Raw genomic sequence first — 15703 nt, 5'->3', positions numbered from 1 at the left:
GACTCAACTTGACCAGACCCTACTCCTAGCGTCACTGCGTAAGTCCTGAGAATACCTCACTCGCCTGAAAATCAATATATTGCTAACTCGTCTTGTGATCAAATGTTGTTCTACTTGTGCGCTGTTAGCGTTGGCAGAACCTTCTCCCCAAAAGCTTTGATAAATTGTTCCTGCTCTCGGTTGACGTTATGCAAAATCAATTCATCAAAGCCCAATTCAATATCCTTCTGTAGCCATTCAATCTGCTGCTGTGGATCGGCTGAGATCCGGACGTGTTCATTCAGCTCTTCTGGTGTGACAAATTCTCCTGCTGCATCAAACTGTTGCGGTGTTCGTAGCTGTGTCATCAAAACATTCTTAAAAATATTGTTGCGCCATTGTTCGTGGGCTTTTTGACGAGCCAGGTCGCCCGTGCGATCGTAGGAAAGCTGAACTTTCAAAATCATCGGCTTACCTTCCCCACCCCCACGTCGAAATGCATCAACGACTCGCTTTAGTTTTTCGGGTGGGCGTGAAATGGTAATCAGCCCATCAGCCCAACTGCCTAACCATTCAGCAGTCGCTTCTGTAACTGCCGCTCCAATGATCAACGGTGGAGTGTCAGGGCGCGAATAGAGTTTGGCTTCTTCCACACAAACTAACCCATGATGGGTAACGGTTTCGCCTGCCCATAAGGCTCGGATGATGTCAACGCACTCTTTCAGTCGAGTATTGCGATCGCGCTTGATTAACCACTTATTTCCGGTGATATGCTCGTTTAGCGCCTGACCGCTCCCCACCGTCAACCAAAAGCGATCGGGAAACATTTCGGCGAGGGTGGCGGCGGCTTGGGCAATGATCGCAGGATGATAGCGATCGCCTGGAGCATTGACCACCCGATAAGAGAGGCTGGGAGTTGCCTGCATCGCTGCTCCTAACCAAGACCAAGCAAAACCGCTTTGCCCTTGTTGCTCGCTCCAGGGATGGAAGTGGTCGGATGAGAGAACGCGCGTAAATCCTGCCTGTTCTGCCATTTGAGCATACTTCAGCAGTTGACTGGGCTGAAATTGTTCATGAGAGGCGTGATAACCAATTTGTACCATGACTATATCTTTCCTGATAATTGACTGCAATCTACTCGTTAACAATGCGACGATAATAAGCTTCCAACAAAGCGTAGATGCTATAAGTAATCAGTTTTGGTGGAATTGAGAATTGTGTGTGTCATAGCAGCGCTTAATGAGCCCAATTGACTCGAAACCAGCGGTAGCCATAGGGAGACAATCGAATGGTTTTGTGATCCCCATTTAATGATTCATAGGGGCGATCGCTAAACAGATCGAATAGATGCTCATAATTAGTTGATTTAAGTGTGACTGTACAGTCATGGTCTGCTAAGTTATGTACGGCAATCACGGCGCGATCGCTCCAGACGCAGCAGTGAGCAAAGACACAGGGATCATCAGTTTCTAGAATATGTAATGTGCCACAGCCAAACTCTGGACATTGCTTGCGAATCCGAACCAGGCGTTCGATCCAGTTAATTAGGGCTGATGGATCGCGCTGTTCCTGAGCAACGTTAACCTCTTTGTAGCTGTATTCTCCCTCACTGATGACAGGTTGAGTGAGTTGGTCAGGGGGCGCGTCAGAAAAACCGCCACCTGATTCGTCAGACCATTGCATAGACGTTCGCACACTTGTTCGTCCTGGCAAGGATAAGTCATCGCCCATGCCGATCTCATCGCCATATCGTAATAAGGGGGTGCCTGGTAAACTAAACATTAAGCTATAAGTGAGTTCGATGCGGCGGCGATCGCCCTTGAGCATAGGAGGTAAGCGACGACGAATTCCCCGTCCAAAAATCTGCATATTTTCTTGGGGGGCAAAAGCGTCAAATATTTCTTGCATTTCTGAGTCACTCAGGCGATCGAGCGTTAGTTCATCATGGTGACGCACAAAGTTTAACCACTGACACTGGGCAGGGATTTCTGGTAATTTTTTTAGCCCATAGTCCAACGGTTCGGCTGCTTGACGAGCCAGTGCTAAGAACATGTATTGGTTCAGCAAAAAATTGAACAGTAGATGGATGCGGTTTCCCTGCCCAAAATAAGTAGGAATTTCTTCTGCTGGCACATTTGCCTCTGCCAGCAATACCGCATCTCCTCGGCGCGAGGTCAGAAATCCCCGCATCTCATCAAAAAAGCTCTGTAGGCTTTTCTGGTTAGCCTCTGCGATGCCGATGCCTTCGATGACAAAAGAAGCTGCATCGATCCGAAAACCGGATATACCCAATTCCAACCAGAAGCCCATGATTTTGCAGATCTCTTCTCGTACTAAGGGATTGGCGATGTTCAGGTCAGGTTGGTGTTTGTAGAAGTGGTGCAGATAATAGGCATCTGCCTGCTCGTCATACTCCCATAAGCTATCTTCCACCGTGGGAAAGGCGATCAGGCTCGGATCGCTCTCAGGTGGATTCTCTGACCAAACATAGTAATTGCGGTAGCGAGATTGAGAGTTGGAGCGAGATTGCTGAAACCAAGGATGCTGATCAGACGTGTGATTGATGACTAAATCGATCAACACTCGCATTCCTCGCTCTCGCGCTTGGTGCATGAACTCGACGAAATCGCCCAATGTTCCTAATCGTGGATCGACATTGTAGTAATCCATCACGTCGTAGCCATTGTCCCGATTGGGGGATGGGTAAAACGGCAGTAGCCATAAGCAAGTAACACCTAACCCAGCTAGATGGTTTAGGTGCTGGGTAAGTCCAATAAAATCGCCTATGCCATCGCCATTGCCATCCATAAATGTTTCTACATCTAACGAGTAGAGGATGGCATCTTTATACCAAGCACTTTTCATTGATATGATCTCTTTAGCTAATCTCAAATGCGGTCAATTGAACCAACAGTTCTCAAATTCTTGTAGAGACGTTGTTGCATGCACGTCTCTACATTAGACACATTTTTGGAAGCCAATATGGCGATCATAAATAGGTGGTCATAAATATTAGTTGATAAGCCTTGATTTATCATCTTTAATCTTTTTCTCTTTCACCTTCCCCTTCTCTTTCACCTTCCCCTTCTCTTTCAACAGCGCCTTCTCTTTCAACAGCGCCTTCTCTTTCAACAGCGCCTTCGCGCTCTCCGGATTCAGGAGTGCAAGCAACGGCACCCATTAAAACCACACCAGCTAAAGCAATTTGAATCAGGGTTTTTACAGGCTTACTTGTCATGACTGTCGCCTCTTCATTTACTCAATCATTTTCAATCATTTGTTGTCTGGAGCAAATTTTGTATTGATACTATGAAAAAGCTATAACTTAATCTTCTTCTTTAAGTTGGATATTGTCTCTGAGAAAACTGGGTCTTTTTGAGATAGTTGCCATTAATTTTGATTGATGAGATCAGCCCCTAATCATTACTAGCAAAGGCAATAGTACTTAATAAGGCATTTTCTGCCTGACGTGAATCCAGACGGGTGTGCTGAACTACGATGGGCACGTTCGATTCAATTACACTGGCGTAGTCTGTATCACGGGGAATCAATTCAGGATCAGATAAGTCATTAAACCGTAAGTGCTTAGTACGTCGCGCCGGGACAGTGACGCGATAGGGTCCTACAGGTTCGCGATCGCTGAACTCAACCACTATGCACTAAAAGTGCATAGGTTCCTTCAGGGCTGAAAGCCCAAGTGAACTCGTCCTTGCCGAGTCCATCGTCCACGATCGCGCGTCTTTGCTGCTCTCGTTTTGCCTCACATCGTCTCAACGATTGCCTGCCTCCGCTTCTCCTGTTCTTCCGACTCACCCTTTCACGTCTAACAACCTCGCAATCAGAAGCTGTGTAGCAGCTAAAGCCTTGCGCTGAAAGCGCATAGTTCATCTACGCCAGTCCCCCATACCCCAGTTTTACCGCTTCAATTGCAGCCTAACGGCGGCGGTCTTTCTTAGACAGCGACTGATAGTAACGCTGCATTTGAACTTCGATTTCTCGGGTGTAGGATTTCATCACAGAACTGAGTGCCTGTGCCATTAATTTAGCTTAGAGCCATTCTCATAACTCTTCCACTTTATTTGATCCACGTTCCTAAGCCGTATGTAAAACGTCGAGTAGCCCAGTTTTGAGCAGCGCGATCGCGCCATCGGCAATGTACTGCACCGCCAGCGCCGCTAGCAACACGCCAAACAGCCGCGTGACGACATTCACCCCGGTCTGACCTAGTTGCTTCGCCAACACATTCGCGAGCAGCAGCAAGCCATAAGCAATCAACAGGACGATCGCGGCATCGGCTAACACGATCTCTGTTCCAAGCGAATAATCCTTTCCCTCATTGATCAAGATCAGCAGACTGGCCAGTGTACCCGGCCCGGCAATCAGCGGAATGGCGAGCGGAAACACACTGATATCCTCTCGGATCTGCGCCTCTTGTTCTTCTTCTTTGGTTTCTCGCTCGCGATGAGCAAATACCATATCAATGCCAATTTTAAAGAGCAGAATGCCCGCCGTTGTCTGGAACGCTTCCATGCTGATGTCAAGGTAGCGTAGCAGAAACGCGCCACTAAACGAGAATGCCAGCAGAATACCTGCCGAGAACAGAACAGCACGACGGGCAATGTGAGCTTGTTCTTCTTCTGTGCGACCCCGGGCCAGCGTGATGAATAGCGGAATTAGCCCGATCGGGTCAATCACCACAAACAACGTTAAAAAGGCTTTTGCTAGAAAGGGAGCATCAATCAATTGCGCGATCGCTTGCCAAGCAGCAGGTACGGCGACGCCAAGGAACGGAGCTAAAACCATCGTTGTTAAAGAGAAGAGTAAAGAACTAGATTAACAACTTCTGCCGCGATCGTTGGTTCTGTCGCAGATCATTCTCGCCAATAATTCTAATGACAAACGCGCCGCTTGAGCCGAGTTACAGGTAGCAACTAGTCCAAAGAGGGATTTGATCCACACCCTTTGACCTTAAAACTTGACCTTAGAATCGCAGAATTTCGCGTTCGTAGCTGTCTGGCAAAGGTTCGATTTCCCAAGTCAAGGCATCTCCCGGACTCAGACAAACTTCAAGATAAAGTTGCTCAATGGCACTCGTAGCAATGTCTTCGTTGTTCTCAAATGGCATCAAATCTTCGGTCAGTAACCGCAACTTAAACCCGCCGGGAATCAGACCTCCAATCGACGCACTTTGCAATTCAAATCGCCACACTTCTTCACTTTGTTGAAACACGCAAAACTCGTAGAGCTTGCCCGCGATCGTCAGTTGCCGGACTAGTACTCTCGCTGCACCGTTGGCTCCACGGGCGAGATTGGGCTGCAAGTCCATTGTGCCCCACCCAAGTTGTTGAGCCAGATCAGAAATTCCAGTTTGCAGCCATTGCTGGACTGACCACGCCTCAGGAAGTCCTAAGCGTCGTTGATATAAGCGCTGTCGCCAGCCGTCATGCTCTAGCAACGCTCCCCACTGCTGAAAGGGAACTGCCAGACGAGGAGCCAAAATTGAAGCATCAGCGAGGCGATGAATTAAAGAATCCGCTTGCTCAAGCGAGAGTGCAGGTAAGGGCGCGATTTCCGCTCGCCGCACTTCATCCGCACAGAGACGGCGAGCCGTCCACAGTACATTGAAATCTCCGATCAGGCAGTCAGCTTCCAGGCTGTAGGTGCGATCGTAGGCGTCATACTGTCCCCGTTGCTTCAGCATGTGATGGGTCACATAGCCCAATACCCGAATCTCTTGATCATCAGGGTTGACATAAACCGACACATAGTAATCTCCTGCCCAACTTGGCAAATCTGCCCACTCTTGCGGCACTCGCAACTCTTCAAAATCCGCTGCCGCTGTCGGAATGATGACCAAGCGCTGATGATCAAAATCAATAGCGGAGCCGTTGACTACTTCCCAAATGCTGGACAAGCTGGCAGGATTCTTCCAAACCCGTGCCTTTGAAGCATGGACTTCTTGAATCCACGGCAAGAGAGCGTCCAAGCAGATCTGATTCAGCGACGCCGTCCAGCGAATTCCGTTGGCAGAAAACGGCGATGGCTGCTGTTGCCAAAAGCGCTCAACCGATGCCTCAGGGATGGCTAGATGCAGTTGAAGAATATCAGTAATCATGGACGACGCAGGAGAAAACATGAACTTGCCTCGGTTTAGGAAGGAAGGTCTGGATGAGCGTAATGCACTTTCAGCCAATCCTCCAAAATTGTACTCATGGTTTGCACTACGTTCGAGTCGAGGGATTTATGCAGGGTTGTTTGGCTCCACTTGCCTAAAGTATCTAATAATCCTTGTCTCAAGCTGGTGAGCCGTCTCGACACGGTGTATTGTTTCATGTCTAATTGTTTTGCAATGTCTTGCTGAGTCAGCCCCTGTCCGTAGTAAAGCTGCAATAGTCGCTGAGACGGGAGATCTAATTTGACGAGAGATCGCAGTAAAATCGCGTTTAGCTGCGATCGCTGATCGTCGCGGTTCTTTTCTTCTTCTTGAGCAATCACCTTCATGAGCGACGATTCTTGAAAGGTGAACTCAAGGTCGTCTAATAATTCACCGCTCTCTTGACCCGATTTTGAGGCATCGGCGGAAACGAGCATCGGGTAAAGGAGCGATCGCGCCGCTTTGCCGCAACTAATCAGCCATTGCTCTACCAAGACAGGTGTTGTGGGTGGAGACGAGGGATCGAGCGTACTGATGCGATCGCGGTTATACTGCTGAGCGATCGCCGCGAATGTCGCTGCATCGGGTTTACCTAATTTACGGATCTTTCCATCCGTGGGTGCGTGGATGAGTTTAAAGCACTCCCAAGCCAGTCGGTAGGACGCGATCGTAGTAGCATTGAATCCAAAGTTCTGTAATGATTCAACAAACCGTTTGCAACTTAGTTTGTGCAGCAATGCCCAATCTGTACAGATATCGACTTCTTGCCGTAAGCGCAGTGTATCTTTAATTACATTGCTAAAGGCTAAGCTGGCATAGCTTCTTAAGCCCGAACTGTGTTGCGGATTAAACCCAGCTAAGACGCGATCGAGCTTTGCGATCGCGATTTGAAAGAAGTCTGCCAGCGACGATCGAGTGGATAGATTGAGCGCCAGCTTTTGGGCACTCCAATAACACACTTCTTGTAGGTAAGCCGCCAGATGCCCGCTTGCGAGAGGATTTTCTTTCGTTTGCCAGAGTTTGTGCCAGTACAGCGCCCAAAAGGTTTCTGTCGGCTCGATTTGCTCAGATTGATTCCCTTGGAAGCCTGCGGAGCAATCGAGATTGGCTTGCATGCTCCGTCGCAATCGCGCATCGCTGAGCCAATCGCGTGCCGCATCATTTTCAAATTGCAGGAATGTTGAGAAAAGTTCAAGAATGCTTCGACGGGGACGCATCGCGATTAGAAACCTTAACTATTATTGACTGAATCGAGCATTTATTGAATCGAACATTAGAACAGAAAATCGGGTCAATTGCTAGTCGGTGAAGACGTGGGAGTGAACCTTTCGATTCCCTTGGCAGATTGCGGAGCGATCGCAGGTGAATCAAGTAGGACTAGGATCAGGCAAGGACGTAGAAGGATCTGAAGGGGGTGGGGTAGCCGCAGGAGTCGCTAACGTTTCAGGAGGGGTTTCTCCATCTCTAAATAGACGCACAGGCTTTTGAGTCAGCAAAGCGGCTCCCTCCTCGGTTTCGGCAGGAAAAATGGTGCGAACTCGCTCCACAACCGAGATCATGTAAGTGTAGTCTGGAATCATGCCATTGGGAACAAATCCGGCTTCTTGAGCCACCACCGACGGCATATCATTTAGAAGTTTCTGAATGGATTCTTGCACGGTGCGATCGACGTTGGGACTGATTAAGACAAGTCCAGATGGAACGGTGTGAGCGTCGGTAAACAAGATCCGAAACTCAGCTTGATTGACCTCAGTTTTATAGGTATTAAACTCTTCTAGCGATAGTGCTCCCACGTCGGCTTTGCCTTGCGAGATCGCGTCTAAAATCGCTTTCGGGGTTCCTGGAATCGCTAAACTCGCCAAGGTTAATCCATAGAGATTGAAAATGGGGAAATAGTAGCCGACAGCGGATCCCGGTTGTCCGATCGCTAAGGTTTTGCCAGCAAGCGATCCCAGAGTTTGATAAGGACTGTTTTTTAGAACGACCAGCACCGATCGCAGACTACTCACGCCTGCTAACGGAGCCACCGGAAGGTATCGATGTTTTGTCAGCGCGATCGCGGCAAGTCCAGGCGGGGCGAAGACGATTGACCACGCTTGCGACTTGAGGCGCTCTAATGCCTTGCGCTCATTGTATGCAGGTTCAAGCTGCACCACGGCTTGCAGTTTTTCTTCAAGGTAGCGAATCAAGCGATCGTACTGCGCGATCGTTTTTTCGCCAGAGCCATAGCTCACCGTTCCTAACACAAGCTGCTGTCGGCTAGACGAGTGGGATCGGGGACTGCACGCGGCAATAAAGAGAGAAGCTAGAAATAAACGACGAGGGAACTTTCGTTGCACAAGCTATAAACGAAGTTGAGTCTTCAAGTGAACCATTCAAGTGAACCATTCAATTGTTTCATACCATCTTTCTTTCCAGGTGAAACAGTATTGCTAATAACCTTAGTTTTTGTTTAAATTTGCAGCATTTTCTCCATTTCATTCGATGATTAGAATTAGATTCATCAAGAGTCACATCAGAAGACAAATCGCTAGACAAATTACTGTGATTCGCACCGCTAAGCTCCAAAAAATTGCTGAGTGAGCGTCTCTAGGATTGACTGTCTATGGGATTGTCTTAGAATTGCCTACTGACGCAGATTGCACTTGTCTAAATTCTGAAGATTGTAAAGGGGTCAGAGTCAGTTTATCAGCACCGAGGTTTGAAGCATGTGGTTACAACGACTCAAATTAGGACCTAGATTTAACGTCCTGTTAGCTCTGGTATTTGTTGGAGGCTTTGCGCTGAGTGGACTTGCGCTCTCTAATGTGTTAGAAAGCCGCGCCAAAAACGAAGTCACATCGAAGGCTCTGGTTCTAATTCAGACCATGAATTCAGTGCGCGACTATACCACTACTAACATTCAACCGCTTTTGAATCCTCGGCTAGACACCGATTCTACATTCATTGCTGAAACAGTCCCAGCATTCGCAGCAACGGAGGTTTTTCAGCGCGTCCGCAAAATTGATGATTACAAAGACTTTTTCTATAAAGAAGCCACGTTAAATCCGACCAATTTGCGAGACAAAGCCGATTCCTTTGAAGCAAATCTAGTCCAACGATTCCGTGAAGAATCAAATACCAAAGAGATCTCTGGTTTCCGCGATTTGCCCGGAGGACAAGTGTTTTATATTGCCCGTCCGTTAGCTGTAGGAAAAGAAAGCTGTTTGCGCTGTCACTCTACGGTCGATAAAGCACCCAAGAGCCAAATTGCCACGTATGGGGATCAGAATGGCTTTGGTTGGAAGCTGAACGATATTATTGCTGCTCAGATCGTCTCAGTTCCGGCGGAAGAAGTGTTGGATAATGCGCGGCGATCGCTCACCTTGATTATGTCGATTCTGTTGGGGGTGTTTCTGGCGATCGTGTTTGTGATCAATTATTTGCTGAAGCGATCGGTAATTCGTCCGATTCGTCAGATGGCACGCACAGCAGAAGCCGTCAGTATGGGAGAAATGGCGACCGAGTTTGAGCAAAATAGCCGCGATGAAATTGGCACGCTGGCAGCCGCGTTTAATCGCATGAAGTCGAGTTTAGAAATCTCGATGAATTTGTTAAATAAGAAACAGTAATCTAAGCTGCATTTGAGTTGCCAATCGAAGAAATAAGTTAGAGTGTTGCGGAAATGGGGGCTGAACCGTTAAATCAGCCCCCATTTCCGCTTCTGCCACTTAGGAGAAGGGCAAAGACGTTGGCAGAATATCTAGCGATCGCTCGGTTCTCTAAAGGCTACAGCTTCCGCAACCCCTTCAATTTCTAGCCCTAAGAGCTAGTTCACTAATTCTGAGAACTCGTTACCTGTAAGGGAGTACTCACGAGCAGCAAAGGAGTACCCGCGACTAACAAGGGAGTACCCATGAGCAGCAAGGGAGTACTCATGAGCAGCAAAGGAGTACCCGCGAGTAACAAAGGAGTACTCATGAGCAGCAAAGGGGAACTCACGAGCAACAAAGGAGTACTCATGAGTAGCAAAGGAGTACCTGCGAGCAACAAAGGAGTACTCATGAGCAGCAAGGGAGTACTCGTTACCCGTAAAGGAGAACCGCTTCTAGATCAATGAGTTCTCAGCATTCAACCTTTGTCAAAACTTTACATTCAGCAATCGCTGCCGAAATTCCGCTGCCTTTTGATCATTAGGAATATTGGCAGCCAAAGTCTCAACAAATGCCACAGACGACATCTTTGAGATTTCACCCCGCTGTCCATTCACCATCCACTTAGCGATAGGCCCAACAATTCGAGTTAATTCGTATTCGCAGGTTTGAATAAAGGTTTCATCGATCGCGCCTGAATTAGAAGTTGAAACCCCGCGCCCACTTCCGGTAGAAACCTGGTCTAGCTTTGTCGATTCAACGGACTTCGTGAGGCGAACCCCTTCAGCGTTAGTCAACGCTGATTGCTCATCCGGTCGGACTGGAACGGGTGATATTAACGATAGCCGTTGCTCTAAAATGGCGCACTGTTGAGCCGAAAGATGGTTGGAGAGTGCGGCTACTAACGCTGCAACGCTATTGGTCTCCGGTGGAATTTGGTTCAGTAAAACCGACGTGATCGGTCCGACTAACTCCAGCAAAACTTGCTTGGCAACTGCCAAATGCTCGGAGGACAGCCCTTCTGCGTCGGGAGCGGACTGGTGCAAGGTCGTAGGAGGTTCGGGTGGAACTGGGACGACTTGTTTCGGTGGCGTCTCTTCGGGGCGGTCTACCCAGGTTTCAATCACGGCCTGCGCTTGACGCGCAAAAGCAGCGCATTTGTTGGCTGGAAGTAGCTGCGAAATCGTCTCGATCAGACCGTGAGAATGATTGGCGATCGCGGCAGCTTGAGCAATCAAGGTCGGGGCGACAGGCCCCACCAAAGGCATCAGCACAGGCAGCAGGCGATGCTTCAGATCCGTTAGGGCGGGGTCATCCTGGATTGGCTCCAACCCGATCGGGGCAGATATGGCAGTCGGCGTCCCACTTGCCTGCTCAGGAAGCACACTCGCGATCACCTCTTGGGGAAACGGCAAAGCGTTTTCTTTGAAGTTGCTCGTTGCGCTAATCGCAGGCATCGGTTTGGTTGAAATCGATGGGGTTGACGCCGAAGGACTGTTCCCCGATGTCGATGGCAATACTTCAATTAAGCCTTGGGTTCCCGACAGCCAAAGATGGCAAGTCAACCCCAAGCCATCTAAATTGGTCTGAAGCTTAGCAAGCAGCGTCGCGATCGGTAATCCGGTTTGAGGATTTGCCGCAATTAGTGCTTCTAGCAAAACTTGAGCAAACAACTCTGGATCATCGGCAGGAGAGGCACATGCCAGAATACACTGCCCATAGTCCGACTCCATCTTTAGATCGTCGAGCCAGTCTTCTAGACCCACTGCGCCCGGACAGTCTAGAATCACGACTTGCTGAGCCACCCGCGATCGTCGCAGTTCTTGCCGCAGCCATGCCCGGCTAATCTGCGCGCCGTCTCCCAAGACCAGCCAAGAGTCGCCCTCCTCGGATGTCACAATGCTGCCCCGGAAATAGAGCAAGCGAGTCGCAACCTGCTGCACCGGGCTGAGACGCGGTTCCAACGAGGCAGGATCAGACTGAAGAAAGCGGAGGATGACGTTCCGCACTTCTAGCCACGGATCCGCGATCGCGGGATAGTCGGACGGTGAGAAACACTGCAACTCAAAGTTGCCGTCACTTTGCAACACTTCTGCGATTGGCGTTACCAAGCTCCGAGGACTTTCGCCATCGAGGGGCTGCTCCATCAAGCCGTCGATCAGCAACGCCTGCCGCTTTTGCCAGATGTGCGTCATGTGGGGCTTAAGTCCTAAGATGGTTTCACCGACTCCCTCGACAATTCGTTTCGGCGTTTGCAGCGAGTATTCAGAATGAAAATGCGTGTCTCCTTTGTTCCGCTTTTGCTGATTGACGAGCCGGAGTTGTTGATTGGTTTGCTCGACATACTGAAGCGTTTGGTAGTAGACGTAGCGGTAAAGCCCATCGGCGTCAATAATGCCATGTGGCCCGGCGGCTTCTCCCCGCAAGCCGCGCATGAGATAGTAGCTAAACACGCCATGACCCAAGTCAGGGAATTCCCACGATTGCTGTCCTTGATCGCAGGATAAGAGGGCGTAAAATCCCCGACTTTTAGCGGCTCGTTGTCGCAGCAGTTCTAGCAGGTGTGGGGTGGGATTGAGCAAAGCGGGATCAGCCGACTGACCTTTCGCTCCAGATCCTTTCGCTCCAGACAAGGTAATGTTTCCGCTATGGCAGGCATCCAGCCACACAATCTGACTATGGGCATCGCACTCCCCCAGCATTTGCAGCATTTCTTGGAGAGCCAGACCCGTCTGGAGGGCGTTTTGCTTTTGCGTGTCGCTGACACACAGCACGGTTTGACCACTCGCCGGATCAACAATGCCATGTCCTGAAAAGTAGGTGAGAACCGTATCTTTCGGTTTGGCTTCGCTCACCAGTCGCTGCAAACTTGCTTGAATCGTCGCTAAAGTTGCCCTCTCGGATACGAGATCGTGATGAATCAAAAATTCTTTTTGCGGAAAGGGTTGAGTTGCCTCACTCAAGGCTTCTCCCAATCCTTGGCAGTCTAGGGCAGCGTACCGCAACGGAGGCAGCGTGTCATCTTGGTACTGATTGACTCCAATGAGCAGCACCCAGAGCTTTGCCTCACCCGTTTCGAGGGCAGACGCAAACCGACTAGCACCAACACCAACTGGAGGCATATTCTCCTCTACTCAACCCCGTAAACAACACTTCGTCTAAACCGCGATCGGGCGAATCCATTAACATCTAATCGTATTCAGAGGGTGACGTTCTCACAGCCTCTCCATTCAAACAGTAAACCGTACTGCCATTACAGCGTGTTCTTGAATGAATTGAAGCAAACTGTAGCAAAAAATTAAACTTTAAGTTTTTCTTCTCCGATCGCAGGTATTTCTCAAATCACATCTTTGCGTTTTTGCAGGTAGAGCGCGATCGCGACATACACCGCCGCACTTCCTAGTAAAATCATCCAATTCAATCCGAGATTATGCAACGTAGCGTCATAGATGGCGTTCGGCTGAAGGGGTTGAGGAATCGGCGCTTGACCCGGAATCACAATCGGGGCGGGGATCATTTGATTGACATCCACCAGAGCGCCATAAGCACCTACTGACCACCGACTTAACATCAACCAAGATAGCTGAGTTGAGAATCCTTGAAGGTCAAACAGAATCCCGGAAAAAATGAGTTGAGGAATCATGATGAGCGGCAAGGCGTTGTTCGCTTCTGTCTCAGTCTTAACAAACGTTGACAGTAATAATCCCAAGCAAAGACTGCTGAACAACGTGAAAAAGTTCGTGATTCCCAAGCCCAGTACCCAAGAGAACAGATCTGGCTCTGGAGATTTGAAGCCGATCAGCAGAGCTGCCACCATCAGCAGCGTTTGCAAAGCGGCGATCGCGGTGCGAACGAGCAGCTTTGATCCCAAATAGGGCACGATGCCCAAGTTGACTAGTCGTTCGCGGGCATAAATCGCGGATTCTTTAACGATTTCTTGGGCTGACCCCGAAATGCCCACCCAGATTGCAATGCAACCAATCACCAATACCGTTCGCAGGCAAAGAGAAGCGTGCATCGCCTCTTGTGGGGAGAGTTGCAGGAATGGATCTTGGTCATGAATGGCGAGATAAATTAGAGCAATCCCAATCGGCCCCGTCAGTAGGGTTAGACAGAGACTCAAGCGATCGCGCCACACGAGTAGCCCGTAGCGCTGACTCAGCAATCTGAGTTGCTGAAGCGGCGAGCGTCCATGCTGAACAGAGGATCTGTCTTTCTGGCTCGAAGAACGCTTTGATTTCGCGGCTAACGCCAGCTCTAGCTGAGCCGATTGAGTACTGTAAAATTTAGTTGCCCAATGTTGCACCGTCGCCCCAACGTCTTGCTTAGTTTTGCCTTGATCGAGCTTGATGTAGATATCGGCAAAGTATTTCAAATCGGGGGCAGGCATCTCAAAAAAATCGAGCGCCGCTTGTGGCGACCCGAAATAGCACAGTTTTCCGCCGCGTCCCATAAACGCAATGCGATCGCAGACTTCTAGATTTGCTGTCGCGTGAGTCACCAGAATGATCGTGCGTCCCTGATCGGCTAATTCGCGCAACAGAGCCATCATTTCTTTGTCAAGTCCGGGGTCGAGTCCAGATGTAGGTTCGTCGAGAAAGAAGAGTTTTGGATCGGCCAGTAGCTCGACCCCAATGCTGACTCGTTTGCGCTGTCCACCACTCAGATCGCGAATAAAAGTCTGTTTGACGTGATGCAGCTTGACTTGCTCTAGCGTTCGCTGCACGACTTGGTTTACCTTGGTGTCGGGCGGCAGCCGTAGCTTGCAGGCATAGACCAAGACTTCCTCAACCGTGAGGTCGCGATGCACAATGTCATCTTGCGGCACATAGCCTAACTGTGAGCGGTAGAGATCAAAGTGTTGCCGCAGATCATCTCCATTCAAATAAACGGTGCCGGATGTGGTGGGTTCGATTCCCAATAGCGTTTTCATCAGCGTTGATTTTCCGGCTCCGCTACCACCCACTAATGCCACAAGTTGTCCAGGTTCGATCGAGAGCGAAACGTTGTCTAAAATCACTCGTTCGTTTTTGAGCTTATCTGTCACTTTGCGAACGAGTTGAACAGCATCCAGTCGGATTTGATTGCCGCGATCGGCGAGTTCCAACATGCCCCGTTGATAGAGCAACGTAAACGGACCAATGCGGATGCGATCGCCAGATTGCAGTTTTGCAAACCGCTCGACTCGCACTCCATTGACAAAAGTGCCATTCGTGCTGTGATCTTGCAGCGTATAGCCACCATCTGGAGTCTGGTACACCGTGGCATGACGGCGAGACACCACTGGAGAGTCAAGCTTCATGGCTGCATAGCGAGTTGCATCGGGTTCGCGTCCGAGTTCGACGGGCGATCGCAGCGGTTTCAAATCGAGTCGGAGGTTACTAGGCGTCACTGTGGGGCTACTGGCTGGATCAAGATAGGTCAGCAGAATGCGATTGCTTGGATCTTGTCCAATTTCTAATTGCATTCCGTGTTTGAGCAGACAGCCTTGATCCAAAAGGCGAGCGTGATGAATAAAAATGCCGTTTCGACTAGGGGTATTGCCATCCCCGTCATAGATGCGATAGCAATCGCCTTCCCGTTGTAAAATGGCTTGTCGCCGCGATAAAACAGCCCATGTTTGTTCAGGAATTTCTAGATCAGACCACGTGCGATCGCGCCCCAACTGATATTGCTCTTCTTGCAATTGGAATCGTAGAATCTCCCCATGATTATTTAACTCAATAAAGGGCTGAGTTTGGCCGACAATAGTGGTGTGATCTAGGGTGTTTAGCATGACAGCAGATCCAAAAACAATGCATAAACTGGAGGAAGTGAGAAGAGCCTTCTGACGCTCATCAAGCTGCCTCTTATTAGGACATACGATAGAAGCAAGAGCATTATGCATTAGACTTAATCGGAAATAGGCAGTAGTCGAAGCCAGACAACAAGAGGCTTT

Annotated in this window: 13 protein-coding genes; 2 read left to right on the top strand and 11 right to left on the bottom strand. The window is 49.3% G+C overall.

All coding sequences use genetic code 11. The features are described 5' to 3' along the window. Positions 1-110 precede the first annotated feature (110 nt). From AC5I6P_RS18560 to AC5I6P_RS18525, 8 genes are all read right to left on the bottom strand, one after another. Positions 111-1082 carry a TIGR03885 family FMN-dependent LLM class oxidoreductase gene (locus AC5I6P_RS18560; RefSeq protein ID WP_495695267.1) on the bottom strand — a complete coding sequence of 324 codons (972 nt, stop codon included), beginning with the start codon at positions 1080-1082 and terminating at the stop codon, positions 111-113. Positions 1083-1215: 133 nt separating this feature from the next. Next, complete coding sequence (locus AC5I6P_RS18555; RefSeq protein WP_495695266.1) at positions 1216-2844, bottom strand: alpha-amylase family protein; 1629 nt, start codon at positions 2842-2844, stop codon at positions 1216-1218. Between the two features lie 175 nt (positions 2845-3019). Further along, positions 3020-3217 (bottom strand): hypothetical protein, encoded by a 198-nt coding sequence (locus AC5I6P_RS18550; RefSeq protein ID WP_495695265.1) that lies wholly within the window; start codon positions 3215-3217, stop codon positions 3020-3022. A 178-nt stretch (positions 3218-3395) separates the two neighbouring features. Continuing rightward, positions 3396-3632: a sensory rhodopsin transducer gene (locus tag AC5I6P_RS18545; protein ID WP_495695264.1), complete on the bottom strand. Its 237-nt coding sequence runs from the start codon at positions 3630-3632 to the stop codon at positions 3396-3398. A gap of 439 nt (positions 3633-4071) precedes the next feature. Next, positions 4072-4782 (bottom strand): MarC family protein, encoded by a 711-nt coding sequence (locus AC5I6P_RS18540; RefSeq protein ID WP_495695263.1) that lies wholly within the window; start codon positions 4780-4782, stop codon positions 4072-4074. A gap of 178 nt (positions 4783-4960) precedes the next feature. Further along, positions 4961-6115, bottom strand: coding sequence for a DUF1822 family protein (locus AC5I6P_RS18535; protein WP_495695262.1), 1155 nt, complete (start codon positions 6113-6115; stop codon positions 4961-4963). A gap of 14 nt (positions 6116-6129) precedes the next feature. Then, positions 6130-7350, bottom strand: coding sequence for a sigma-70 family RNA polymerase sigma factor (locus AC5I6P_RS18530; protein ID WP_495695261.1), 1221 nt, complete (start codon positions 7348-7350; stop codon positions 6130-6132). A 150-nt stretch (positions 7351-7500) separates the two neighbouring features. Further along, positions 7501-8472: a phosphate/phosphite/phosphonate ABC transporter substrate-binding protein gene (locus AC5I6P_RS18525; protein ID WP_495695260.1), complete on the bottom strand. Its 972-nt coding sequence runs from the start codon at positions 8470-8472 to the stop codon at positions 7501-7503. A gap of 369 nt (positions 8473-8841) precedes the next feature. Between AC5I6P_RS18525 and AC5I6P_RS18520 the strand changes: the two genes are divergently transcribed. Together AC5I6P_RS18520 and AC5I6P_RS18515 are read left to right on the top strand one after the other, a co-directional pair. After that, positions 8842-9744, top strand: a complete 903-nt coding sequence (locus AC5I6P_RS18520; RefSeq protein WP_495695259.1) for a Tll0287-like domain-containing protein — start codon at positions 8842-8844, stop codon at positions 9742-9744. A gap of 53 nt (positions 9745-9797) precedes the next feature. Continuing rightward, entirely contained in the window at positions 9798-9932 is a 135-nt protein-coding gene (locus AC5I6P_RS18515) for a hypothetical protein (RefSeq protein ID WP_495695258.1), read from the top strand. 17 nt (positions 9933-9949) lie between these two features. Here AC5I6P_RS18515 and AC5I6P_RS18510 read toward each other — a convergent pair whose 3' ends face one another. The 3 genes from AC5I6P_RS18510 to AC5I6P_RS18500 all read right to left on the bottom strand — a co-directional run bounded on the left by AC5I6P_RS18510 (position 9950) and on the right by AC5I6P_RS18500 (position 15541). Continuing rightward, complete coding sequence (locus tag AC5I6P_RS18510; protein ID WP_495695257.1) at positions 9950-10093, bottom strand: hypothetical protein; 144 nt, start codon at positions 10091-10093, stop codon at positions 9950-9952. 160 nt (positions 10094-10253) lie between these two features. Next, on the bottom strand, positions 10254-12887 hold the full coding sequence (locus AC5I6P_RS18505; protein WP_495695256.1) for a DUF8082 domain-containing protein: 2634 nt from the start codon (positions 12885-12887) through the stop codon (positions 10254-10256). 215 nt (positions 12888-13102) lie between these two features. After that, positions 13103-15541, bottom strand: coding sequence for an ATP-binding cassette domain-containing protein (locus AC5I6P_RS18500; RefSeq protein WP_495695255.1), 2439 nt, complete (start codon positions 15539-15541; stop codon positions 13103-13105). Between the last annotated feature and the right edge of the window lie 162 nt (positions 15542-15703).

The sequence above is a fragment of the Myxacorys sp. genome, from assembly GCF_059501405.1.
This window is presented reverse-complemented; position numbering and strand designations above follow the sequence as displayed.